At 64.1% G+C, this 24,674-nt stretch carries 21 protein-coding genes; 12 read left to right on the top strand and 9 right to left on the bottom strand.

Annotated features, from left to right (window positions below):
• Window positions 1–70 precede the first annotated feature (70 nt).
• The 5 genes from ACXAJV_RS14460 to ACXAJV_RS14480 all read left to right on the top strand — a co-directional run bounded on the left by ACXAJV_RS14460 (window position 71) and on the right by ACXAJV_RS14480 (window position 4,343).
• Window positions 71–1,321, top strand: coding sequence for a peptidoglycan DD-metalloendopeptidase family protein (locus ACXAJV_RS14460; RefSeq protein WP_291888957.1), 1,251 nt, complete (start codon window positions 71–73; stop codon window positions 1,319–1,321).
• A 58-nt stretch (window positions 1,322–1,379) separates the two neighbouring features.
• Window positions 1,380–1,841: a bactofilin family protein gene (locus tag ACXAJV_RS14465; protein WP_475086139.1), complete on the top strand. Its 462-nt coding sequence runs from the start codon at window positions 1,380–1,382 to the stop codon at window positions 1,839–1,841.
• A 238-nt stretch (window positions 1,842–2,079) separates the two neighbouring features.
• Window positions 2,080–3,336, top strand: coding sequence for an acyltransferase family protein (locus ACXAJV_RS14470; protein ID WP_475086140.1), 1,257 nt, complete (start codon window positions 2,080–2,082; stop codon window positions 3,334–3,336).
• 62 nt (window positions 3,337–3,398) lie between these two features.
• Complete coding sequence (locus ACXAJV_RS14475) at window positions 3,399–4,019, top strand: hypothetical protein (protein WP_475086141.1); 621 nt, start codon at window positions 3,399–3,401, stop codon at window positions 4,017–4,019.
• 9 nt (window positions 4,020–4,028) lie between these two features.
• The gene (locus ACXAJV_RS14480; RefSeq protein ID WP_475086142.1) at window positions 4,029–4,343 is read left to right on the top strand and encodes a winged helix-turn-helix domain-containing protein; all 315 of its coding nucleotides are present in this window, start codon (window positions 4,029–4,031) and stop codon (window positions 4,341–4,343) included.
• Here the strand turns inward: ACXAJV_RS14480 and ACXAJV_RS14485 are convergent.
• The 4 genes from ACXAJV_RS14485 to ACXAJV_RS14500 all read right to left on the bottom strand — a co-directional run bounded on the left by ACXAJV_RS14485 (window position 4,340) and on the right by ACXAJV_RS14500 (window position 9,798).
• Complete coding sequence (locus ACXAJV_RS14485; protein ID WP_475086143.1) at window positions 4,340–4,744, bottom strand: SirB2 family protein; 405 nt, start codon at window positions 4,742–4,744, stop codon at window positions 4,340–4,342. The two genes, ACXAJV_RS14480 and ACXAJV_RS14485, sit on opposite strands and share 4 nt — an antisense overlap.
• Window positions 4,745–4,767: 23 nt before the next feature.
• A protein-coding gene (gene prfB, locus ACXAJV_RS14490) for a peptide chain release factor 2 (protein ID WP_475086144.1) occupies window positions 4,768–5,899 on the bottom strand; the annotation gives its coding sequence in 2 pieces (ribosomal slippage) (window positions 4,768–5,829 and window positions 5,831–5,899; 1,131 coding nt in all).
• A gap of 74 nt (window positions 5,900–5,973) precedes the next feature.
• Entirely contained in the window at window positions 5,974–8,478 is a 2,505-nt protein-coding gene (locus ACXAJV_RS14495) for a penicillin-binding protein 1A (protein ID WP_475086145.1), read from the bottom strand.
• A 105-nt stretch (window positions 8,479–8,583) separates the two neighbouring features.
• Window positions 8,584–9,798 (bottom strand): N-acetylmuramoyl-L-alanine amidase, encoded by a 1,215-nt coding sequence (locus ACXAJV_RS14500; RefSeq protein WP_475086146.1) that lies wholly within the window; start codon window positions 9,796–9,798, stop codon window positions 8,584–8,586.
• A 486-nt stretch (window positions 9,799–10,284) separates the two neighbouring features.
• Here ACXAJV_RS14500 and ACXAJV_RS14505 point away from each other — a divergent pair, with 486 nt between their 5' ends.
• The 6 genes from ACXAJV_RS14505 (at window position 10,285) to ACXAJV_RS14530 (ending at window position 18,567) form a co-directional block, all read left to right on the top strand.
• Window positions 10,285–12,915 (top strand): Rne/Rng family ribonuclease, encoded by a 2,631-nt coding sequence (locus ACXAJV_RS14505; protein WP_475086147.1) that lies wholly within the window; start codon window positions 10,285–10,287, stop codon window positions 12,913–12,915.
• 129 nt (window positions 12,916–13,044) lie between these two features.
• Complete coding sequence (locus ACXAJV_RS14510; RefSeq protein ID WP_475086148.1) at window positions 13,045–14,415, top strand: M48 family metalloprotease; 1,371 nt, start codon at window positions 13,045–13,047, stop codon at window positions 14,413–14,415.
• A gap of 14 nt (window positions 14,416–14,429) precedes the next feature.
• The gene (locus ACXAJV_RS14515) at window positions 14,430–15,608 is read left to right on the top strand and encodes a GNAT family N-acetyltransferase (protein ID WP_475086149.1); all 1,179 of its coding nucleotides are present in this window, start codon (window positions 14,430–14,432) and stop codon (window positions 15,606–15,608) included.
• A gap of 125 nt (window positions 15,609–15,733) precedes the next feature.
• Window positions 15,734–16,621: a Tll0287-like domain-containing protein gene (locus tag ACXAJV_RS14520; protein ID WP_475086150.1), complete on the top strand. Its 888-nt coding sequence runs from the start codon at window positions 15,734–15,736 to the stop codon at window positions 16,619–16,621.
• A complete protein-coding gene (locus ACXAJV_RS14525) occupies window positions 16,622–18,133 on the top strand; it encodes a mechanosensitive ion channel family protein (protein ID WP_475086151.1) in 1,512 nt (503 codons plus the stop codon).
• The gene (locus ACXAJV_RS14530) at window positions 18,130–18,567 is read left to right on the top strand and encodes an HIT family protein (protein ID WP_475086152.1); all 438 of its coding nucleotides are present in this window, start codon (window positions 18,130–18,132) and stop codon (window positions 18,565–18,567) included. Before ACXAJV_RS14525 ends, ACXAJV_RS14530 begins: the two co-directional genes overlap by 4 nt.
• On the opposite strand, the gene ACXAJV_RS14535 is transcribed toward ACXAJV_RS14530, so the two are convergent.
• The 5 genes from ACXAJV_RS14535 to ACXAJV_RS14555 all read right to left on the bottom strand — a co-directional run bounded on the left by ACXAJV_RS14535 (window position 18,564) and on the right by ACXAJV_RS14555 (window position 23,400).
• Complete coding sequence (locus ACXAJV_RS14535; RefSeq protein WP_475086153.1) at window positions 18,564–18,779, bottom strand: hypothetical protein; 216 nt, start codon at window positions 18,777–18,779, stop codon at window positions 18,564–18,566. The genes ACXAJV_RS14530 and ACXAJV_RS14535 overlap by 4 nt on opposite strands.
• 106 nt (window positions 18,780–18,885) lie before the next feature.
• Window positions 18,886–19,299 carry a hypothetical protein gene (locus ACXAJV_RS14540; protein ID WP_475086154.1) on the bottom strand — a complete coding sequence of 138 codons (414 nt, stop codon included), beginning with the start codon at window positions 19,297–19,299 and terminating at the stop codon, window positions 18,886–18,888.
• A gap of 97 nt (window positions 19,300–19,396) precedes the next feature.
• Window positions 19,397–21,193: a DNA helicase RecQ gene (recQ, locus tag ACXAJV_RS14545; protein WP_475086155.1), complete on the bottom strand. Its 1,797-nt coding sequence runs from the start codon at window positions 21,191–21,193 to the stop codon at window positions 19,397–19,399.
• 44 nt (window positions 21,194–21,237) lie between these two features.
• Window positions 21,238–22,476 (bottom strand): S41 family peptidase, encoded by a 1,239-nt coding sequence (locus ACXAJV_RS14550; protein ID WP_475086156.1) that lies wholly within the window; start codon window positions 22,474–22,476, stop codon window positions 21,238–21,240.
• Window positions 22,477–22,575: 99 nt separating this feature from the next.
• Window positions 22,576–23,400: a DUF2306 domain-containing protein gene (locus ACXAJV_RS14555; protein ID WP_475086157.1), complete on the bottom strand. Its 825-nt coding sequence runs from the start codon at window positions 23,398–23,400 to the stop codon at window positions 22,576–22,578.
• 182 nt (window positions 23,401–23,582) lie between these two features.
• Here ACXAJV_RS14555 and ACXAJV_RS14560 point away from each other — a divergent pair, with 182 nt between their 5' ends.
• Complete coding sequence (locus tag ACXAJV_RS14560; protein WP_475086158.1) at window positions 23,583–24,662, top strand: helix-turn-helix domain-containing protein; 1,080 nt, start codon at window positions 23,583–23,585, stop codon at window positions 24,660–24,662.
• Window positions 24,663–24,674: the final 12 nt, after the last annotated feature.

Consider the following 24,674-nt stretch of genomic DNA (forward strand, 5'->3'; position numbering starts at 1 on the left):
TCCAGCGGGCTTTTGTGTCACATGCTCGCGCAGGGAATTTGGGGCAGGCAAAATCTAAGCGGCGTAACGCATGTTATCACGAGTCAAAGAAGCTGTTTGGGGAACGGCTCAGCGCTGGTTTCCGGATCGGCAGATCTATCACCGGAGTGACGGGCAAGTCCGTTATTTCGCGATCTCCACCGGCGTCCAGATCGGCGCACTCCTCGGGGCAACAGCTCTGGCAGGGTGGCTGTGTTTCTCGACCGTTTCCGTCGCCTTCCACGGGCGCGCCATCGCGGCAAAGGATGCCGAGATCGAGCGCGACCGGATTTACTATCACCGCATGGTCGCCGAGGCCCAGGCCAATGAAGCGACGGTCATCTCCTTCATGGAATCGCGCATGGAGGAGTTCGATCGCACCGCGTATGAATTCCAGATGCGTCACGAGACGCTGCGCCAGCTGGTCAGCTTTGCCGAGCAGCTGACCGGGACGGAAATGTCCCCCTCGCCCGCGCTCGACGATGGCCGGGTCCTGATGGCGGCGGCGCCCGCCGACCCGTCACCGCGTGAAGCGCGCGATCCCATGGCTGCCGTCGCATCCGTCACCTCCGACGCGCCGGAAGACCAGATCGCCTATCTCATGGGCGAACAGGATGCCGTTCTCGCCCGCGCCGAAGACGCCACCGAAGCCCGCCTGCAGAATCTGCGCGCTGTCCTGCGCCTGACCGGGCTGGACATCGAGGACGTGATTGCCGATCAGCGCGAAGGCGAAGAACGCGGCGGTCCCTTCCATCCGATTTCGGAGACCGATCTTTTCTCGGCCGGCTCCAACCCGAACTTCGAACTCGATGACGCTTTTTCCTCGCGCATCAACCGCATCGCAGCGCGCCTGCTGGAAGTGGAAGAACTCGAGGACTTTGTCACTTCCGGCCCGCTGGGTGTGCCGATCGGCGACACCTATCGCCGCACCTCGGATTTCGGGGTCCGGATCGATCCGTTCAACGGACGTCCCACCTCTCATTACGGTCTGGACTTCGCCGCCTATCGCCGGGCACCGATCATTGCGACCGGTCCGGGCGAAGTGATTTACGCCGGTTGGCGCTCGGGCTATGGTCGTACCGTGGAGATCGACCATGGTTACGGCTTTGTGACCCGTTATGGCCATCTCCACGAAATCGCAGTGCGGCGGGGCGATACGGTTGACCGCGGACAACTCATCGGGGGGATGGGGTCCACGGGACGCAGTACCGCGACCCATCTGCATTATGAAATTTGGTACAACGGATCGGCTATCGATCCGGAACGTTTGTTGAGAGCCGGCCAGTATGTTCAACAAGGCTAAAGAGACCTCGTCCTCCGACAGCGGAGCGTCGTTTGCCCCTCCCCCGAAAAGGACCGCCATGAAATCGAAAGCTCCGTCCATTCTGTCCAGCGATCTGGTTCTGACCGGGTCGATTGTTTCCGATGGCGAAATCCAGCTCGACGGCCAGGTTGATGGCGATGTTCGCGCCGGATCCCTGATCATCGGCGAGGACGCCTCTGTCTCGGGTGAAGTCTCAGCCGAGACCGTCGTGATCCGCGGCAAGGTGACCGGCAGCGTCCGCGCCCGCCAGGTCCAGCTCGCCTCGACCGCACGTATCGAAGGCGACATCGTCCACGCGACGCTCTCCGTGGAAGCCGGTGCCTATTTCGACGGCAACTGCCGCCACGCGTCCGATCCGATGCAAACCGGCGACGCTTCGAAATCGGCCAAGCCGAAAGTCGAGGCACCGAAGGCCGACAACAAGCCGCCGGCCCCCGGCAAGCCCGACCCGCTCGACTCACTCGAGCCACCCGTTGCGGCATCGAAGTCCGGCTTCTAAGGCCCGGATTGAATGAGGTTTGAGGAGCCGGCGCCCAGCGCCGGCTCTTTTTTTGTTTGATTTCCATTGTTTTCAGCACCGGAGCGCGTTCCGCACGAACCGGAAACCTCACCAAAGACGCCACGCGCAGACTGGTTTGTTTTTTAAACTTGTCTGTGCTATCTGATGGTCATTGGACACGATCGAGCCGGAAGACCGCACTTTCCGCACAGACCGGCACGCCGAACAGGAGCAGCTGATGACCGACACCCCCTCCCCCTCACTCACCGCCGGTGGCGGCGTGCCGCCGGACCGGCTGCACGCGCTGGATGCTGTTCGGGCTTTCGCCTTGCTGCTCGGCGTCGTGCTGCATGCCGGCATGTCGATGATTTCCGGCTTTCCGATCTGGATCATCCAGGACAGCCAGGCGCAGGAATGGATGGGCCTGACCTTCTTCATCCCGCACCTGTTCCGCATGTCCCTCTTCTTCCTGATAGCCGGCTACTTCGCCCGGATGGCTATCAACAAGAAAGGACTGGGCCGCTTCACCCTTGACCGTGCCAAACGGATCGCCCTGCCACTCGTCAGCCTTTGGCTGCCGATCTTTGCGCTGATCGCGACGGTCTTCGTTTGGGGCGCCATCAAGGCCAATGGCGGCGAAGCGCCCGAGGGGGAAACGCCGCCCCTGACGGTCGACACCTTCCCTCTCACCCACTTGTGGTTCCTCTACCTGCTGGTGATTTTCTACGCGGTCTGCATCCCGCTCACCGCCATCATGCGCCTCGTAGACCGTGCCGACGTAACGGGCCGGGCACTCGATTTCATCACACGCTGGCTGGCGCGTACGCCACTGGGCCTGATCCTGCTGGCCATGCCGATGACGGTATGGTTCGCCACGGCACCGCAGTGGTGGAGCTTTTTCGGAATTCCGACGCCGGATACCGGCCTGATTCCGAATACGGGCGCCCTGTTGGCCTATGGGCTGGCCTTCGCCGCCGGTTGGGCGGTGCATCGCAGCAGCGACGTCGTGCTCGCCGCGTGGAAGCGCAGCTGGTTCATCAATCTGGGTGCCGCCATTGCCCTGACCGTCTGGCTGGTGCTGGAGATTGGCCTGGTGCCGAATTTCGTGCCCGTTGCGCCGGGTCTGGACCGACTGCCGGTAGCCGCTGGCTACACGCTGGCTACCTGGACGTGGACGTTCGGCCTCACCGGTGCGGCACTGGTCGTCTTTGAACGGCCCAGCCGGCTCTGGCGTTATCTCGCCGACAGTTCCTACTGGGTCTATCTGATGCACCTGCCCCTGGTAATGGCGTTGCAGGTACTGGTTTTCGACTGGCCGGTTCCCGCTGCGATCAAGCTTGCAGGCATTATTGCCGTAGCGCTGGCAGTACTGTTGATGAGCTACCACTATCTAGTGCGAAACACGTGGCTGGGCGGTTGGCTCAATGGCCGCCGGCAGTCCCGCGCGCCAGTGCCGGCCAAGCAAGACAGTCCGGCAGCTGCGCCAGCCGGCTGAATCACCGCATAAAGCCGGAGCGGCCCTTTGTGGCTGCTCCGGTTCATTTGGGGAGCTCCGCCATGACCGATGACCTCGCCAGCGCCCGCGCCGACCTCGCCTTTCTGCGAGACCTCGCGGAAGGCGACCCGCGGCCCAATGCCAGCTTGGGCTTGCTTTTGATGTCCGGTGGCCTGTTCTATGGTCTGGAAACCCTGATCCATTGGTTGGGCACTTCGGGACTCGTGGGCGTGCCGGGCTGGTTGCACTTTGCCGCCGCCATAGTCGGCACGGGCGGCTTTCTGACGGTTGTCGTTCTTGTGCTGGTGGCAACCCGGCATGAAAAAAGCAGTGCCGTCACGCGCCGCGCATACGAAGCCGCGTTCCAGGCGACCGGACTGGCCAACCTGTCCATGGTCTGCGTATTTGCGTATAACGCCGTAAGAACCGGCGATTTCACAATCTGGCTTTACTATGTTCCCGTGGTTTTTGCCTTGCAGGGCGCTGCCTGGTTCGTGGCCGCGAACCTGCGCCGGCAATTTTGGTATGGCGCTGTGGCAATAGGCTGGTTCCTGGGCGCCGTAGCGCTGGGCATGAGCATGGACCAGCCGTCGCGTTTCAACCTGATCGCCTCGCTCAGTCTGATTTTTTTGATGGCCCTGCCCGGTTTTGTGATGTGGCGTCTGACGCTGCGGGCGCGCTGAACGTCCGCCATGACCGCTTCGCCGCTTGACCAGATTGACGAGATCATCCACGGGCGTCTTCGCTTGGGGGTGATGACATATCTGGCCAACGCGGAAGTCGCGGACTTCACCGAGCTGAGAGATGCCCTGGGCGCGACCCAGGGCAATCTGTCGATCCATCTTCGCAAACTTGAGGATGCCGGCTATGTCGCCATCGACAAGAGTTTCCTCAACCGCAAGCCGCTCACCCGGGTCCGCATGACGCCCGCGGGCCGCAAGGCCTTCACCGCCTATATCGAGGCGATCGGCCGGCTGCTGGGGCAGTCCGGCGACAAGGACGGCTAGAGCGGCAGCCCCGAGAACAGGCCCATCGGATGATGGGTCCGGGCGACAGTGACGATGAAAAGGAAGACGGTCGCCGCAGCGACGGTCGCGACCAACCGGATGGGTGCCGGACGCGATGGCCGCAAGGCGATGATGCCCAGGGCGATATAGACGACGAGAAGCGCGACCTTCACCGTCAGCCAGGAGTCCGCGAAGGGGTATTGGCCGGTCACCACGGTCAGGGCGATCGCCGAAGCGAGCAATACGGTGTCGATTGCATAGCTGCTCATGCGCACGGGCCGCAGGCGGGGCCAGCCGGCCCCGGCCAGATTGACGGCAATCGCGCGAACGAGAAAGAACATCCCGCTCAGCGCAATCGTCGTCATATGGATGTGGCGCAGCGCGGTGTACCAGCTTTCCATATCGTCAAATCCCGCTCGCCGCCCTAGCCCTCGGCCTCGTCGTCGCCACCGACCCGGGCCGCCAGGGCTGCCGCCATGAATTCGTCGAGATCGCCGTCCAGCACGCCGGACGTATTCGACGTTTCCACATTCGTCCGCAGATCCTTGACCATCTGGTAGGGCTGCAGGACGTAGGAGCGGATCTGGTGGCCCCAGCCGATCTCGGTCTTGCTGTCGGCCTCGGCCTGGGCCGCGGCCTCGCGGCGTTGCAGCTCGACTTCATAGACCCGCGCGCGCAGCATGTCCCAGGCTTGGGAGCGGTTCTTGTGCTGGGAGCGATCATTCTGGCACTGCACGACGATCGGCTTGTCCTCGCCAGGCATGTCGTAGGTCAAGCGCACCGCACTGTCCGTCTTGTTGACGTGCTGGCCGCCTGCCCCGGAAGCGCGATAAGTGTCGGTTCGCACTTTCGACTCGTCGATCTCGACCTCGATCGCATCATCGATCTGCGGATAGACGCCGACCGAGGAGAAGCTGGTGTGACGCCGGGCGGAACTGTCGAAGGGCGAAATCCGCACCAGCCGGTGAACACCGCTTTCGGTCTTCAGCCAACCATAGGCATTCTCGCCCTTCACCAGCAAAGTCGTGGACTTCAGGCCCGCCTCTTCGCCGGCCTGTTCTTCCATCGTCTCGACCTTGTAGCCATGGGCGTTGGCCCAGCGCGAATACATCCGCGCCAGCATGGCGGTCCAGTCCTGGCTTTCCGTACCGCCGGCGCCGGAGTGGATTTCCAGGAAGGCATCATTGCCGTCGGCCTCACCGGAGAGCAGCGTCTCCAGCTGGGCGCGACGCATGCGTTCGGCCAGCTGTTTCAGGCCGGACACGGCCTCCTCGACCATGTCCGCATCGTCTTCCATCTCGGCAAGTTCGATGATCTCGATCGCGTCGGACAGCTCGCGCTCAGCCTCGACAACGGTCTCGATCGCCGCCTCCAGCCGGTTGCGCTCGCGCATCAGGAGCTGAGCCTTCTGGGGCTCATTCCAGAAGTCCGGCGCTTCGGATTTGGCATTCAGCTCGTCGAGGCGTTTCTGGGCAGTATCCCAGTCAAAGACGCCTCCTCAGCAGGCCGACTGCCTGCTGGATTTCGTCGGAAAGGCTCTGGATTTCAGGTCGCATGATGGCAAAGATCTGGCTGATTCAAACAGGTGTGTCTGCCGGGATAGAGGGGCACGGCACGCGAGACAAGATGGTCAGTACAGACCGCCCAGCTCGTCGTCTTCCGGATCCTCTTCCTCCTCCTGCGTCTGCTGCGAGAGCAGCAGGGCAAGCGGGTCATCGCTGACACTGTCGCGGGCAAAGGACAAACCGCTTTCTTCATCCTCAGAGGTGCGCGACGGCTCCGTTCCGGGCCGGAAGGCTTCCAGGATCACACCGGACTGACCCAAGGCACCCGGAGTGCCGTTGGAGCGGTCGATCGGCACAAGACGCACCCCCTCGGGCACACGGAAGGGCGCAACCGGGTAGTTCTCCAGCGCGACTTCCAGGAAATCGCGCGCGATCGGCGCCGCAACGCGGCCACCTGCTTCATTGTTGCCCAGCTGGTAGGGCGTGTCGAAGCCGACATAGACGCCGACCACGATGTCCGGGCCGAAGCCGACAAACCAGGCATCGCGGAAATCATTCGTGGTGCCGGTCTTGCCGGCCAGCGTGTGGCGCAGGGGGCGCAACGCGGTACCGGTGCCGCGTTCGACGGCACCCTGCAGCATGTTGACCACCTGATAGGCCGTCACCGGATCGACGACTTCCTCGCGCGTCTCCGGGAACAGCGGCTCGTGCAGTTCCGGCGACCATTCGGCCGCGTCGCACGTGTCGCACGGCAGCACTTCGTGGGCAAAAATCGTGGCGCCGGAACGGTCCTGCACCCGGTCGAGGATGGTTGGCTCGACGCGGCGGCCACCATTGACCAGCGTCGCATAGGCCGAGACCAGCCGGTAAAGCGTGGTCTCCCCTGCACCCAGCGCCATGGCGAGGACGGGTTCGAGATCGTCATAGATGCCGAAGCGTTCGCCGTAGTCCGCGATCGGCTCCATGCCCATTTCCTGAGCCAGGCGCACGGTCATGACGTTGCGCGACAGCTCAAGCCCAAGGCGCAGTGTCGACATGCCGTAATAGCGTTCCGAATAGTTGGACGGCATGTAGAAGCGCTCGTCCGGACCACCCGCCGCGATGAAAGGCGCATCCAGGATCAGGCTGGCCGGCGTATAGCCATTGTCCAGAGCCGCGGCATAGACGAAGGGTTTGAAGGACGAGCCGGGCTGGCGGCGCGCCTGGGTGGCCCGGTTGAACTGGCTGTGCTGGAAGGAATACCCGCCCACCATTGCCAATACGCGGCCGGTATGCGGATCCATGGCCAGGATGCCGCCATTGATCTGCGGCACCTGACGCAGCCCGTATTGGCCTTCCGAATAGCCTTCCTGGTCGGCAATCGAGGCCACCAGAATCACATCGCCCTCGCCCAGTACATCCGACGGGCGATTGACCGCGGCACCGAGCAGCCCGTCCGGCAGGGTCTCCCGGGCCCATTCCAGGGCCGACATCGGGATCTCGCCTTCTTCGCCGTTCAGAAAACCGATCCGCGCCAAATCGGCCGTGGTTTCCAGCACCATGGCCGGCATCCAGCCCTCATCGAGATCACCGGGGATATCGACCTCGGACAAGCGCTCGACCCAGCCATTGCCGGTTTCGATCGTGGCCAGCGGCCCGCGATAGCCGTGGCGGCGGTCATAGGCTTCCAGCCCATCGCGCAGGGCACGCCGCGCAGCCAGCTGCATCGAGGTGTCCAGTGTCGTGCGGATCGACAGGCCGCCATCATAAAGCTCGTCCTCGCCATACATGGAGAAGACTTCGCGACGGACATTCTCGACGAAGTATTCGGCCGCCGTGTAGGTCGCGCCGGACAGACGATCGACGGTTTCAAGCGGCTGGGCCTGGGCTTCGCGGGCGGCCTCTTCGGAGACATAGCCGTTCTCCGCCATCCGCTCGATCACCCAGTTACGGCGCGCGATCGCGGCCTCGCGATTGCGTTCGGGGTGATAATTCGACGGCCCTTTGGGCAGCGCCGCCAGGTAAGCGATCTCGTGCAGCTCCAGCTCGTCCAGCGACTTGCCGAAGTAATTCAGCGCCGCTGCCGCCACGCCATAGGCGCGATTCCCCAGATAGATCTCGTTGAGATAGAGCTCGATGATCTGGTCCTTGGTGAAGGCACGCTCGATCCGGCGCGACAGGATCATCTCGCGCACCTTGCGCTCGATGCGCTGTTCCGAGGACAGGAGGAAGTTCTTGGCGACCTGCTGGGTGATCGTCGAAGCGCCTTCGAGACGGCGTCCGTTCAAGACATTGCCGACATTCGAGATCGCCGCGCGGATGATGCCGCGCAGGTCGAGACCGCCATGCTCGTAGAAATTCTTGTCTTCCGCCGAAATGAAGGCATGCACGACATTCTGCGGGATATTGTCGATCGGCACGAAAACGCGATGCTCGCGCGCATATTCAGCGATCAACAGACCGTCGCCCGCGTGCACCCGGCTCATGATGGCCGGCTGGTATTCGGCCAGCTGCTCGTGATTCGGCAGGTCGTCGGTGACACGCACGACATAGACAGCCGCAGCCACGAAGGCGATGACGCCCAGCACGACAGCGGCGATGCCGCCCCACAAAGCGGTGCGCATCAGGTTACGCAGAGTGAAAATCTTCATTACGCCCTCTGGCCGCTCGACATGCAGCCCCCCATCGTGTCCGACGGCACGATACCCAAGACCACGGCCGCATTATGGCCGCCTGCGGCCCGCGATCATAGGGGGTTACCGCGCCCGGGTGGCAATCGTGTCACCGCCGGCGAACTGCACATCGTCGCCGCGCTGGGCAAAATAGCCGTCGATGCCACGAACCACAGCCGCCATTTGCGTCCGGCGTGCGCTGGCCGAGGTGAGATTGTTCTCGTCCGCCGCATTGGTCAGGAAACCCATTTCCAGCAGCACCGCGGGAACACGCGGGTCCAGCAGAACAAAGAGGTTCGCCTGGCGATGCGGATTGTTCAGCAACGGACCGGCCGAAGCGAGGTTCTGCAAGAGCACTTCGGCAAAAGCCGAGGACTGGTTGCGCTTCTCGCGCAGCTCCAGCTCAACGAGGATGTTGTTCACATCGATCTGCATCGTGTGATCCGCGTCCTCACGAGCCCGTTGGCGAGCCCGGTTCTCGGCCGTGTCATTGAGCGTGTAGACCGCCGCACCGCGAACGCCCGAATTGCCGGACGAATCCGCGTGCAGCGAAATGAACAGGTCCGCGCGGACATCGGCCATCACGGCTACGCGCTCGCCCCAGGACGGATAGACATCGCGCTCGCGGGTCATGAAGACCTCATAGCGTCCCGTCGCCTCCAGCTGGCGGCGCAGTTCGCGCGCGGCATCCAGTGTGACATCGCTTTCATGCGTGCCCGACCGGCCGATGGAGCCGGGATCGTGCCCGCCATGCCCTGCATCGACAACGATAACACGACGCTCACGTTCCGGCGGCACATAGACCGCCTCGACACGCTCTGCGATCAGCGAATCGAGGCTTTCGGCACGGGTCTGGGAAAAACCCGAGGACGATTCGAAGGTTTCCGCGGTAACGCGCTCGACATCGATCACAAGGCGATGGTTGCCGCCGGGGTCACTCGGTTCGAGCGCGAACTGATTGATGATGACGGCGGGTTGCTCAAGCTCGAACACGACCCGCGAGCTCGACGTGGAATTATTGAAAAAGCGGAAGGTATCAACCAGGCCGTGGCCCATGCCTTCGCCCGTCATCAGCCCGGACACGGACCAGCTCATATCGGGCATGTCCACGACCAGGCGGTTGGAAAAACCGTCCAGGGTAAATGCCCGGAAATCGGCAGGTTCGGCCGTTTCAATCACGACGCGCGTGCGTTCGCCTTCAACGCCGAAGCGCACATCACGGATTTCCTGATCCGCCAGGCTTGCGCCCGCGAAGCTCAGAACGCCCGCAATGGCCGATACAAACAACTGAAACCGCATTTCCACACCATCATCGCTACCGTGATTCTCGAACGGCCTTTTTGCCAGACTAGGTTACGGAGCTTGACGTTTCGTTGATGCCCCGGGAAGAAATCTCCTGCAAGCACGGGACGGCGACAAACACTTTTCTTCGTGTCTGGAATGTTGCATGTTGCCAACGCCTTGGCGACCTCGCGTTTTACTCGCGAATCGGGCCGCCGGGCAGGACCGGCCAAGCCCCAGGGCCGCCGGAATCACTATCGCCGTTCCGGATCTCTTGAAGACCGGAGCCCCGACCGCCGCGCCCGACGCCCTCTCAGCAGGCCGGGAGGCGCACATGGTAACTGCCGATGCGCGAGGAGCGCCTGATGCAACGTCGATCGCCAGTGTTTTTGAGATCGACGACGACAGGCAGCCCCCCGTCCATCACACCCCCGCCGCCGCCGACGATTTTCACCGTTCCACCGGAACGGCCCGTCCTGCAGGCGTGCGCAGGAGAGACTTTTAATGTCCAAGAAAATGTTGATCGACGCAGGTCATCGCGAAGAGACCCGCGTCGTTGTCGTAGACGGTTCCAAAGTTGAGGATTTCGATTTCGAGGCGGAAGCCCGCCGGCCCATTCGCGGCAACATCTACCTCGCAAAGGTCACGCGCGTAGAGCCGTCGCTGCAGGCGGCTTTTGTCGAGTATGGCGGCAATCGCCACGGCTTCCTGGCCTTCAACGAAATCCATCCCGACTACTACCAGATCCCCTATGAGGATCGTGTTGCCCTCGCCGAGGAAGAAGCCTCCGCCGCGCGCGAGGATGACGAGGAACCGCATGCCGAGGAAGCCTCTGCTTCCGACGACGCCGAGGACACTCCGGAAGCGCCGGAAACCATCGGCGACGATTCCGAAGACGATGTCGACGATGCCCAGGCGGCCCGCCGCCGCCGGCAGATGTTCCGCAAGTACAAGATCCAGGAAGTCATCAAGCGCCGCCAGATCCTGCTGGTCCAGGTGGCCAAGGAAGAGCGCGGCAACAAGGGCGCGGCGCTGACGACCTACCTGTCTCTGGCCGGCCGTTACTGCGTGCTGATGCCGAATACGCCGCGCGGCGGCGGCATTTCCCGCAAGATTTCCAATGCGGCCGACCGCAAGCGCCTGAAATCCGTGGTGAATGACCTGGATCTACCCAAGGGTGTCGGCCTGATCATCCGCACGGCCGGCGCCAGCCGCACCAAGACCGAGATCAAGCGCGACGCCGATTATCTTGTCCGACTGTGGGAGAATATCCGCGAGCTGACGCTGAAGTCCGTCGCTCCGGCGCTGATCTATGAGGAAGGCAATCTGGTCAAGCGTGCCATCCGCGATCTCTACGACAAGGAGATCGACAGCGTGCTGGTCGAGGGCGAGGAAGCCTACAAGGAAGCCAAGGCCTTCATGCGGATGCTGATGCCGTCCCATGCCAAAAAGGTCCAGCACTACAAGGAGACCGTGCCGCTCTTCCTGCAGCACCAGGTCGAGGCACAGCTTGAGGCGATCTACTCGCCGATCGCGCCGCTCAAGTCCGGTGGCTATATCGTTATCAACCCGACCGAGGCCCTGGTCTCCATCGACGTCAATTCGGGCCGCTCCACGCGCGAGCGGAACATTGAGGCGACGGCGCTGAAGACCAATCTGGAAGCGGCCGCGGAAGCCGCCCGCCAGATGCGTCTGCGCGACCTGGCCGGCCTCATCGTGATCGATTTCATCGACATGGATGAGAACAAGAATAACCGGGCCGTCGAAAAGAAGATGAAGGACGTGCTCAAGCGTGACAGGGCCCGCTTGCAGGTCGGCCGCATCTCGCAGTTCGGGCTGATGGAAATCTCCCGCCAGCGACGCCGGACCAGCCTGCTGGAAGGGTCCACGACACCATGTCCGCATTGCCGCGGCACCGGCTACCTGCGCTCGACCGAGTCGAGCGCCCTCGTTGCCCTGCGGGGTCTGGAACGCGAAGCCACGCGCGGCAAGGCCAAGCGCGTGCGGATTTCGCTGCCGACCGACGTCGCCATCTATATTCTCAACGACAAGCGTGATCACCTGCTGGCGATCGAGCAACGCTTCGCCATTCGCATCGCCGTGGCCGCGGATGACACGATCCTGGCGCCCGAGTTCACCATCGAGGCGCTGGAAAGCCGCGAACCGGGCGAGGAACTGCCCGTCGCACCGCTCTCGGTCGAGTCGATCGAGGAGATCGATATTCCCGATCCGGTCGAGATCGAGGACGAGGCCGAGGAGAGCCGCGAAGGCTCCAGCCGCCGGCGCCGCCGCCGTCGCCGTCGCAAGCCGGGTTCCGGCGAGGACACGTCCAGCGCAATGGATGTCATCAAGGTCGAGGATGGCGATGACGCCGAGGCGGCCGATACCGGTTCTGACGAAGACGGCACCGAAGACGGTGACGATCAGCCCCGCAAGCGCCGCCGCCGCGGCCGCCGGGGTGGCCGTGGCCGCCGCCGCAATGCCGAAGGGCAAAGCGATGAGCAGGCCGCTGTTGGCGAGGTCATTGAGGGCGAAGCCCACGAAGTAATCGAAGGCGCGCCGGCCCAGGACGCCGAGACCGCCGAGGAACCGGCTGTGGAAGAAAAGCCCAAGCCCAAGCGCCGGACCCGCCGCAAGAAGACGGAAGAGCCCGATGCAGCCGCCGAGGCGGCCCCTGCCGGGGACGCCGTCCAGGCCGAGGCGCCGGACGCTGCCGAGGCACCGGCCGCCGAGGACGAGAAGCCCAAGCGCCGGACCCGCCGTCCGCGCAAGAAGGCTACCGATGTCGAGGCTGCTCCGGCTGAAGAGGCCCAGGCTGCAGCACCGGCTGAAGCACCGGCCGAGCCGGTTGCGGAGCCGGCCGCGGAGGAGAAGCCCAAGCCGAAACGCCGGGCACCGCGCCGCAAGAAGGCCGAACCGGAAACCCCGCCGGCAACCGAGGCCGAGGCTCCTGTTGAGGACGCCGCAGCAGAGAAACCTGCCGCTGAACCGAGCCCGGAACCGGAAGTCCAACCTGAACCGGAAGTCCAGCCTGAACCGGCTGCAGCCGAAGCCGGCGGCAAGGCCGACGCCAAGGCTGACGACAAGCCCAAGCGCCGTGGCTGGTGGAACCGGACCGGCCTGTTCGGCAACTGATCGCAGACCGGCCCGGCCTCTCGCGCACAGCGAGGCCGGGCCGGCGCACCTAAATCACCGGGTGGCGCATGGGGATGGCGCTGCTATCATGCAGACATGAAATGGCGGGGGCCGAGTAGTGGAGGCAGGATGTCCGTCCTGAAAACCATCGCCGCAGCTGTCAGCCTTGCCGTGACCGCCCAATCCGCGGGCTGGGCACAATCGCTGATCCGCGACACCGAGATCGAGCATATCATGCGCGAATATGCCGATCCGATCATCGAGGCCGCCGGCCTCAATGTGAACGATGTCGATTTCTATCTGGTCGCTGATCCGCAGATCAACGCCTTCGTGACGGGTGGCCAGAACATATTCATGCACACCGGCATGATCGTGCAGGCCGACACCCCCAACCAGCTCAAGGGCGTTATCGCTCACGAAACCGGCCACATCACCGGTGCCCACCTGGCGCGCTCCGGCGATGCCATGTCCGCCGCGCGGGCGCCCATGTTCGTCAGCCTCGGCCTCGGCGTACTGGCTGCACTGGCCGGCGAAGGCGGCGCGGCCGGCGCGCTGATGGCATCGAGCCAGCAGTTCGGCGCCCTCTCCTATCTCACTTACAGCCGAGCCCAGGAAGCCAGCGCCGACCAGGCCGCGCTTCAGTTCCTGGAGGCCGCAGGCGAAAACCCGGAAGGCCTCGTCGGCTTCTTCGAACGCTTCCGCTACCAGGAAGTGATGTCCCAGGCCCGGCGCTTTCCCTATTTCCGCTCGCATCCGCTCTCGTCGGACCGGATCGCTTCACTCCGCGTCGGTGTCGCGGCTTCACCCTATTCCGGTCAGCCGGACTCCCCCGAAGACATTGCTGAACTGCGCCGGATACAGGCCAAGATCTACGGCTTTCTTGTTGAGCCGGAATACGTCTTCTTCCGTTATCCGGAGAGCGACACCTCCCTGCCCGCGCGCTATGCCCGGGCCGTAGCCTATTATCACGATGCCCGCCTGGAGCGTGCGGTCGAGGAGATTGAGAGCCTGCTGGCAGAAGAGCCGGACAATCCCTATTTCCACGAACTTCACGGCCAGATGCTGTTCGAGAGCGGCCATCCTGAAGAGGCGATTGCACCGCACCGGCGCTCGGTTGAGCTGGAGCCGACCGCACCGCTATTACGGGTCAACCTGGCGATTGCCATGATCGCGACCGAGAATCCGGACCATCGCGAAGAGGCTGCCCAGCACCTGCGCGTTGCGCTCGATATCGAGCCGGACAACGCCTTCGCCTGGTATCAACTGTCCATCCTGCACGACCGCAATGGCGACACCGCCCTTGCCCAGCTGGCCGTCGCGGAACAGGCTTTTGCGGTCGGCGACAGGGTTCGGGCCTACCAGTTCGCCATGCGCGCACGGGAAGGCCTCGACCAAGGAAGCACCCCCTGGTTCCGCGCCACGGAGATCCAGGCCGTTTCGCAGCCGACCGAGGACGATCTGCGCGAAATGCGCCGCCGCGAACGTCAGCGGATGAACTGACGGACCGCCGGACCGTGACACCGCCTCCTGCCGATGACGACCGGTCCGCGCCGGAGCTGACCCTGCGTTCGGTCACCGGTCTGTCCGGGATCGAGCCGGCCGCTTGGGACGCCGTGGCGAATCCGCCGGGCGCAGAATACGACCCGTTCATCAGCTGGGACTTCCTCGAAGCACTCGAGTCCAGCGGCTGTGTGGGCGAAGAGACCGGCTGGCTGCCGCGTCACCTTGTTGTCGAAGACGCATCGGGCCAGCTGCGCGGAGCCTTGCCGCTCTATCTGAAAACCCATTCCATGGGCGAATACGTCTTCGACCATGGCTGGGCTGACGCCTATGAACGCGCCGGCGGCCAGTATTTCCCGAAACTCCTCACCGCGGTGCCCTTCTCGCCGGTGACCGGACGGCGGCTGCTCTCCAGCGATGCCGGCATCCGCCGCGCGCTCGCATCCGCCGCCATCCAGACCGTGCAGCAATGGGGCCTGTCCGGCTGGCATGTGAATTTTCCGGGCGAGAAGGCCTGGAAAGAGCTGGCGGATTACGGCCTGCTGCAGCGCCTCGACCGCCAGTATATCTGGTCCAATCGCGGCTATGCCGATTATGACGCCTTCCTCGCCGACCTCTCCTCGCGCAAGCGCAAGGCCCTGCGCAAGGAGCGGCGCGACGCACAGGCGGGCATTGAGATCGAACATCTCTCCGGCGCAGCGCTGCAGCCGGAACACTGGGACGTCTTCTTCGCCTGCTATCAGGAGACCGGCTCGCGCAAATGGGGCTATCCCTATCTCAACCGTGCCTTTTTCGACCTGCTTCACCGCCGCATGGCCGACCGGGTGATCCTGGTGATGGCCAGGAAGGATGGACGCTATATCGCCAGCGCGCTGAATCTTGTCGGCTCGAACGCCCTCTATGGCCGCTACTGGGGACGCCTGGACGACCATCCCTTCCTGCATTTCGAGCTGTGCTACCATCAGGCCATCGATATCGCGATCGCGCGCGGGCTCGACCGGGTCGAGGCCGGGGCCCAGGGCGAGCACAAGCTGGCGCGCGGCTACCGGCCCCGCCCGGTCTATTCGGCGCACCATATCGAGAATGAAGGCTTCCGGGACGCCGTCACCGACTTCCTCAAGCGCGAACGCGCTGCCGTGGAAACGGATATCGCCCTGCAGGACGCGGAAAGCCCGTTCAGGCGGTCAGCGTGATTGAACGTCAATCAGGCGCTTTGCCCTGAAGAACCACGGCGGGCGGCAAGAACAGCGTACAAGCGGCCGCGCCTTGGCCGCCCCTCCCGAAACCGCTAGAAACATGCGGGGACTAGGGGGATCGTGTGAACACAGCCAATCTAATCCGGCGCACGCTTGCGTTCGTTTTTCTCGGCGCGTTGATCATAGGCGGCTTTGGCGCCTATTTTGCGCTCAAGGCCCGCGCGTTCGACGATGCAGCGCGAGAATCGCGTCTGCTGCTCACCACCGCGCTCGCCATTCGCAGCTATACGATCGAGCACGTCGCTCCGCTTTTGGATGCCAGCGGATATGATGGCGAGTTTCACGCCGAAACAGTGCCCTCTTTCGCCGCCCAGACCGTTTTCGACAGCGTCTCGGCAGAGGATGTCGCTTACACCTATCGCGAAGTCGCGCTCAATCCGACCAGCCTTGACGACCTGCCGGTTCCCTTCGAAATCCAGCTCATCAATGCGTTCCGGCAGAACCCCGACCTTGTGGAGCGGATGGGGCACTGGGAATTCGAGGGACGCGAACTCTTCTATCTTGCCCGTCCGATCCGCATCGAGAACGAGGCCTGCCTGTCCTGCCACTCCACACCGGAGGCTGCCCCGGCCGCCATGATCGCCCGCTACGGCCCCAATAACGGGTTCGGCTGGCAATTGGGGGAAACCGTCGGCATCCAGATGGTCACCGTGCCCATCGAGCAGGAGATGAAAGGCGCCTACGAGCTCGTCCTGATCCTGACCGGCGGCCTGGTGGCGATTTTCGTGATTGCCTATGCGCTCCTGTCCGGCACGATCCACCGTAATGTCGTTCTGCCCCTTCAGGCACTGGCGGCACGGGCTGACGATGCTTCGGTCGGAGCCGGCGGGGGAGACCCGCTGCCGGAAGACGGTGCCGAGGAGGTCCGCAAGCTCTCACGGGCCATCAGCCGTCTGCGGACCAGCCTGACAAAAGCGCTGCGCGACCGGACCGGTCAGGACGCGGAATAGATGGTCCGGCTAGCGCTACTCGGCTTTGTTACAGCACTGGTCTGGCTGATTTTTGCCTGGTCGGACGGCAACCAGCTGTTCAGCAACAGCTTCATGCCGATCACACTGCAACATCTCGCGATCGGTCTCACCGCAGCGCTGGTCGCGCTGGCCGTTGCCGGTCTCGTGCTCAATCTCGGTCTGCGCCAGGGGCTCGGCGTGGAGCCGACGGGCGCGCAGCGGGTCATCGTCTATGCCCTGGTGACCTTTGTCGCCAGCGCCGTGGCGCTCAAATTTCTTGGCCAGAACATCACGGCGATCCTGACCACATCGGCGATCATCACGGCGATTGTCGGGTTTGCGCTCCAGCCCACGCTGGGCGGTCTGTTTTCCGGTGTCGCCCTTCAGCTCGACCGGCACCTCCGCCCGGGCAGCGGCATTGTGTATGAGGGCGAGGACACCCGCATCGAGTCCATGAACTGGCGCTCGGTCATCGGGCGCCGCCGGGACCACTCCCTGATCGTCATTCCCAACTCGAAGCTCGCCAACGAGGCGGTCGAGATCTACGCGGAAGACCGGGCGATCCGCCATGACACCGACTTCTACGCCCCCGTTTCGATCCCGCCTCAACGCATATCCAAACTGGTGCGCGATCTGGTCTCCGATCTGACCTATGTCGAAGGCACGCATGCGGTCATGGTCTCGCCTGTCGAGCAATTGCCGGACATCGCCGCGCTCAAATACCGTGTGCGCTACCGGGTCGCCTATTATTTCGAAATCCCCGAGGTCGAAGGCGAAGTCTATCGCCGCATCTGGTACGGCTTCCAGCGTCACGATATCCCCTTGCCCGTCTCGCGCCTCTACAGCGAAGCGTTGCGCGACCGGCAGACGGGACAACTGGGTTTTCCAGAGGGGTTCGATTTTCGCGATGCCGTCCGGGCCGCGCTGGCGGGCTCCGTGACCGGCGATGAGGTCGAGGCTCTGGCCGGAAGGCTGGAGGCGGAAAGCCGGGTTCTCCTGTATGGTCCCGGCGAGCGTATATCCATCCCGACACCCTGGAGCGGACGGCGCTATCTCCTGGCCGCCGGCAATCTCTCCCAGGACGATCCGGAGTTTGCCGACCGCCGGTGCTACGGCCCCTACCCGACTACCGGCGCAAGACGGCTTTTCGTCCACCAGCTGTCAGACGGCGCACGGCTGCGGCGTATCGCTGACGAGCTCGCCCATATCATCGGGCCCTATGCGGAAACAGCCGTGAAGCAGGCCGCACTGAAAGCGCGAAACCTGACCGATCTGTGCTACCGCCTGGCGGAGGAAATCGACACAGCGGCCGAACGGGAGCGTTTTCTCGCCGCCTGCCTGCCTGCCGAGGCCGACAGCTGGACACCGGGACTGGTATTCGAGGCGCAGCGCGATGTGACGGGGCATTTTCTGTCAGTTCCCCACTTCCGGGCGGTCGACGAAGCCGTCATCATCGTCTTGCCTGATGATCTGAAAGACACTTTTGAACTTCGCGAAGGAGACATGTCATGAGCCTGGAAGGTCCTTACGATCCAGACAATATCTTCGCCAAGATCCTGAAAGGCGAGATGCCGTGCGTGAAGGTCTATGAGGACGAGCATGTGATCTCGTTCATGGACATTTTCCCGCAAGCCCCGGGGCATACGCTCGTCGTGCCGCGCGAGCCGGTGCGCAATGCACTGGAAATGACGGACGGGGCCCTGCAGGCGACCATCGTGCGGGTCAAGCGGATCGCCAATGCCGTGAAGTCGGCTCTCAAGCCGGACGGGATCGTGATCACCCAGTTCAATGGCGCGCCGGCCGGCCAGACCATCTTTCACGTCCACTTCCACATCATTCCGCGCATGGACGGCGTGGCTCTGGGCGCGCATGGCGGTGGCCAGGCGGACATGGACGAACTGAAGGCACAGGCCGAAAAGATCGCCGCGGCGATCGAGACGCCCTAGACGGTCTCGCGCGAAGCGGGGCCGGCCTGGCCATAGGGGACGCTCGATCCGTCACGTGCCTGTGCCTGAATGGCGTCGCGCTCTTCCAGCCACATCAACAGGGCCTGCTCCAAAATGGCGCTGAACCCGTGCGGGCCGGCATGGCGGGCCGCCCGGCGCACGAGTGCGTCAGGCAGATCGACGGAAAGGGTACGCTTTGTGACAGGTGGCATGGTCGTGTCCTGAAGGCCGGGGGAACAAGCGGGACCCTGCATAGATTATGCGCATCTTTTTTCAGGCAGCGTGTCCGCCATCACGCGCAATTTCCTGCGGACGCTATCAGCGCAACCGGCCGTCGAAGACGAGGATCACAAGCAAGGCAATGATCATGCCTTGCAACGTGAAGGAAAACATCGCCCAGACATCGACGGCGACCATGTTCGAGAACACGACATTGCCGGTCATCATGACCCATTCGGCCCGGTCCAGAACGAAGGACAGGATGAAGGCCGGCAGGGCCCACCAGCGCATTTTCCACACCAGACCCAGGACCACGGCATTCATGATCACATGGGAGAAGAACAGGACTTCCTGCGTGACGGTCAGTGATGACACGAATGTCCGCGCCGCGTCGGTATCCGCCCACAGGCCCAGCCGGGCCGAGATGTCGTGCAGCGCCCAATAGCCCGCATAGATCACCTGAATGGCGACCAGGCTCAGAAGGGCAAGATAAGGCAGACCAGACCGGTGCATGTCCATTCCTCGGCGTACGCCTGATTGAGGCCATGAAACGGCGGAGCTGTCACCCGCACATACCCCTCCAAGGGAGCGGCTGGCTGCAATTAAACCCTCAGCTGCGCCCGGCGATCACCTCGAGAAAAGCCGCGCCGTACTCGCCCAGCTTCTTCGGACCCACGCCCTTGACCAGGCCGAGATCGTCGATCGTTGCCGGCTTCAGGCGGCACATCTCGATCAGGGTGGCATCGGCGAACACGACATAGGCCGGCACATTGCGCTCGGCGGCGAGCGTCTTGCGCAGGCCTTTCAGCTCCGCCAGCAGGCCGGTATCTATATCCGCGTCATCGGGCAGTGCCGCCATCTTCTGACGCCGCTTTTCCTGCCGCGAGAGGGTGATTTCGCGAATTTCCAGACGCTCGCGCCCTTTCAGCACCGCATCGCCGGACGGCGTCAGCTTCAGCGCCCCGAAGCCCTCGATATCAAGCTCGAGGAAACCGCCCGCCAGGCATTGCCGCACCAGGCCCTGCCAGAAGGGTTTGGGGCGGTCGGCGCCGACGCCCCAGGTCGGCAGCTGGTCATGCCCGCGCTCGCGGATCTTTTCGGTATCGGCCCCGCGCACCACATCGATGACATGGGCGGCGCCGAAACGCTGGCCGGTCCGCACGATGGCCGACATCAGGATCTGCGCCTCGCGCGTGCCGTCAACAAGCTTGGGCGGATCGACACAGACATCGCAATTGCCACAGGGCTTGCCGCCCGTCTCGCCGAAATAGGCCAGCAGCGCCAGCCGGCGGCAGCGCGTTGCTTCGCAGTAGGCCAGCAGCGCATCCAGACGCTTGTGCTCGCGCCGTTTGTGGGCGTCGTCCTCGCCGTCCTGGTCGATGAATTGCCGCCGCATGCGCGCATCCGACAGGCCAAAGGACATCATTGCCTCGGCCGGCCGGCCGTCACGGCCCGCGCGGCCGATTTCCTGATAATAGGCCTCCATCGAGCCCGGCATGGCGAGGTGAACGACATAGCGGATATCCGGCTTGTCGATCCCCATGCCGAAAGCAATCGTCGCCACCATCACCACGGCGTTCTCCGCCATGAAGATTTCCTGGTTCTCGCGCCGCACGGCTGCATCCAGGCCGGCATGATAGGGCAAGGCGCGATAGCCTTCGGCGACCAGGGTTTCGGCGATCGCCTCCGTATCCTTGCGCGACAGGCAGTAGACGATGCCGGACACGTCACGCCGGTCCTTGAGATAGTCCAGCAATTGCGCCCTGGCTTTCGTCTTCGGTTCGACGCCCAGGAAGAGGTTGGGCCGGTCGAAACCGTGCACCACGATCTCCCCGCCCCCGCCGAACAGCTTGGCGGCGATATCGTCCCGCGTTGCCGCATCCGCCGTCGCGGTGAAGGCGGCCAGCCGGGCGTCGGGGAAGCGGGTCCGCAGGGCAGTGAGCTGTTCGTATTCCGGCCGGAAGCTGGCGCCCCATTTGGAGATGCAGTGCGCCTCGTCGACCACGAAAAGCGCCGGCGCCACGGTCTCCAGCGCAGCCAGCATGCGCCCGGTCATCAGGCGTTCGGGGGACAAATAGAGCAGCTTGATCTCGCCGGCCTGGAAGCGCCGCCAGTCCTCGACATTATCCTCCCGCGTGCGGCCTGAATGGATCGCGGCGGCCGCCACACCGTTCGCCTTCAGCGCGGCCACCTGGTCGTCCATGAGCGCCGTGAGCGGCGACACCACGATGGTCGGCCCGTCCAGCAGCAGGGCCGGCACCTGGTAGCACAGCGACTTGCCCGCCCCGGTCGGCATGACGCACAGGGTGGGCGTACCCTCGAGGATATGGTCGACAATGCCGGCCTGGCCGGGCCGGAAAGCGTCGAAGCCGAAGACGGATTGCAGGATGGAGCGCGGATCGGACATGCAGGCATCCCTCCCGACCTGCCCGCATCCGTCAAGCCAGCCGGTCAGCCTTCGTTCAGCCACGCCACAGCGGCGGCCAGCGCCGGGTCGTCATTTGCATCGCCTGCAAAACCAGCCTCAGCAGGCAGGGGCGGCGTGAAGGCTTCGCGCGGTGTGCCGTCCACGTGCGACAGGCGTTCGAAGGGCAGTTTGAAGATCCAGCCCGTCTCCTCAAGCCGGTAATCGCCGATCGCACCCAGCAGCCCCGCCATGGGCGACCCCATCACGCCGACACCCAGCGCATCGAACCCGACCGCCATCCCCTCGCCCATGCTTCCGGTCCAGCGGCCGACGAGAACGACCGCCTGCCGCTCGCCGGCAAAGACCGGCTGGCGTGGCGAAACCTCCTCGATCCACGACCGCTGTACACCGGTTTCGCGGGCTTCGACCGGCAGGGCGTGACGCTGGTAAGGCGCCACGGCGTCGGTGAAATGCCCCAGAACGCCGCGCGCGATACTGGTATCGCCGCCCGACGGCGTCTCGCGCAGATCGATGATGAAGCGCGTGTCCGCCGGCGCGTCAGACACGGCAGCGTCGAACGCCGCAATCGTCGCGGCCTCACCCAGACTGTCATTGAAGACGATATGGCGCAGCTGTGGCGCGATATCCTGAACCGAAAGAGGACCGTCCGGCCGCTCGATCCCACGGGTGTAGAGACCGTCGATCTCGACCGTGATGGCCTGGCCATCCCGCTGCACTGTCAGATGCCGCGCGCCCTGCCGGGGGCCCGCAGCCAGCACACGCGCGGCATAACCCGCACAGGCTTCGCCCTGAGGCGGTTCGCTATCCCAGAAAGCCGTCACGGCATCGCCGGTTGAAACCCCGCCGATTGCGACAAGGTCATCGCCCGGCATCAGGCCGGCTGCCGCAGCCGGACTGCCGCGCCGGACCTGGGTGATCGGGAAACTGCCGTCCGCCTCTTCCACCCACAGATCGGTGAAGCTGGGCACCAGCGCGGCGGAATCCGGCGAGGACGGGCCGGTGATCGCGTGATGATCGCACAGGCGGTGCAGGGCCGTCTCGGCAAAGCCGAGCAGCTCGCGCCGGGTCTCGATCAACCCGATCGCATCGCGAAGGCCAGCGTGATGATCCGCCCACCCCTCCGGCACGCGTTCCGGATAGGCATAATTGTGCTCGACCAGGTCCAGCATGGCCGCTGCATCCGCCTGCAGACCGTCCACGGTCTGGGCCAGGGCGCTGCAGGGCAAGGCGACGGAGACGAACAGGGCAGACAGGACACGCATGACGGACACCATGAAAACGGCCGGAATCGGCCAGTTGTGACCAGTGTACACGCTGCGCACAGGCTGGTCGCGGTATCCGCAGCGCTTGCGTCCCTCCCCTCAGACGTGCGGGCTCCACATCGCCATCCAGGCGCCGAACACGCCCAGCGCGGTCAGGCCCGCCGCAGCCAGCATCACCGCGGCCATCCCCAGCTTCACCGGCACGGCGCGGCTGTCGCAGGCGCGCAGATAGAGTTCCAGGACCGCCCAGGGCAGAAGGAAACAGGCATAGGCCAGTGCGTAGTCTGTCGGACCGTTCATGCGCTCGCCGATCCCGGCCCCGCCCGTTGTGATCCCCCAAGCCATGTAGCCGACACGCAGATACCAGACGCCACTGACGAAGATGAAAAGCCGCATCGCCCAGCGGCGGTGCCGGTCGATCTGGCGGCGGCGGATGAAGTACAACGCAAAGGCGGCGGCGACCAGGATCAGGATGCCATCGATCGTCGTCGCGAGGCCCGTCACATCATTCAGGCGGGTGCCCCGCCCCCAGATCAGAACGATACCGCCCACCGCCATGAAGACACTGACAGCGAGGAATATCCGCCCCATCCAGCGATGGAGGACAGGCACACGCTGGCGCAATTGGGGGATGAGCTGGAGCGTGCCGCCCAGCGTGATCACCGCCGCCAGCAGGACATGGCTGATAAAGCCCAGATTGCCCGGCAGATCGCCCTCGATGAAACCGTGGATGAGCCCGATCTCGTCCCAGCGCTCCCACGCCCCCGACAGGGTCGGCGGCATATAGGCGGCCAGGATGTAGTAGACGAACAGCCACTGGCCCGCGATGACGGCGAGGAACCAGAGCGCGCCGGAGCTTTTCAACACGCGCTGGGCAAGCGGAATGGATGGCAGGCGCACAACGGGCGCAACGGTTTCGGACATGACAAATCCCTTGAGCACACGGCATCGCGAGACGCCCGGACATGCGGGATTGAGGGCGGCGCGATGCCACTTGTCTTGCCGATTTGGAAATCGGCTATACTAACGCATCCCTTGTGCAGGTTTGATCGGCGCCCCTCACACGCCGCATGCTTGCAGCGACACGGACAGGCGGGAGTCGGGACATGCTGGAAATCGCGGGAGCCATCAAGCTGGCAGTAGCCGGTCTCGCCCTGACCTGGATCATTGCCATCGCCGCCATGCCGAAGCGCTCGACCCTGCACCTGACCTGGGCTGTGTTCTGCACCGGTCTGACGGCGATCATGGTCCGCGAGGTGTTCGGTGACGCGCTCGGTCCGGCGACGCCACTGGTCATCATTGCCGGATGCGGTACCTGCAGCGTTTTCTGGCTGGTTGCCCGGGCCTTGTTCAGGACCCGCACGGTCATCGGTCCCGTCGAGCTGCTGCTGGTCGCAGGTATTTTCGCACCAACCGTAATCGACCAGGCCGTTCTCAGCCCCATCATGCCGGATACGGTCAGACACATCTATTTCCCGGCCATGGCGGACGGGCTGGACGGGTTCCAGACCCTGTTGAGCTCGACCGTGCTGATGCTGGCCTTCTGGGAGGGGCTGCGCGGCTGGTCCAGTGGACTGGCTATAAATGAGCGCCGCATGCGCCTGCTCTATCTGTCGACCTTCGGTTTGTGCGTGTCGACCTGTGTGATGTTGCTGGATCATGGCAGTGCGCCGCTGCCCGCCGAGCTGATGGCCGGCATCCAGGCTGCCTGCGCCCTGGCGATCCTGATCGTGACGAGCGTGGCCATCCGCTATCGCGCCACGCATCCGCTCACGGCGGAAGCCCCCGCCCGCGCGGCCGGTCCGGCCAGCGAGGATGATCGTGCCCTTGGCCGCCGGATCCGGGATGCACTGACGTCCGAACAACTCTATCTCGATCCGGAGCTGAAAGTGGCCGGCCTTGCCCGCAGGCTGCGCGAACCGGACTACCGGATCAGCCGGGCCATCACGGCCGGGCTGGGCGAGCCGAACTTCAACCGGCTGGTCAATCGCTACCGGATCGAGCACGCCATGGCGCAACTGCACGCGCCTGAAAGCGCGGACCTGTCGATCCTGGAAATCGCCCTCGACAGCGGTTTCGCCTCGATCGGCCCCTTCAACCGGGCTTTCAAGGAGATGACCGGCCTGACGCCGCGCGCCTTCAGAGCGGCCGGGCGCAGCGCCCTCCCCGGACTGGCTGCAGAGTAGCCTCCAACGAAA

Source organism: Maricaulis sp. ABE4_448 (assembly GCF_056160825.1).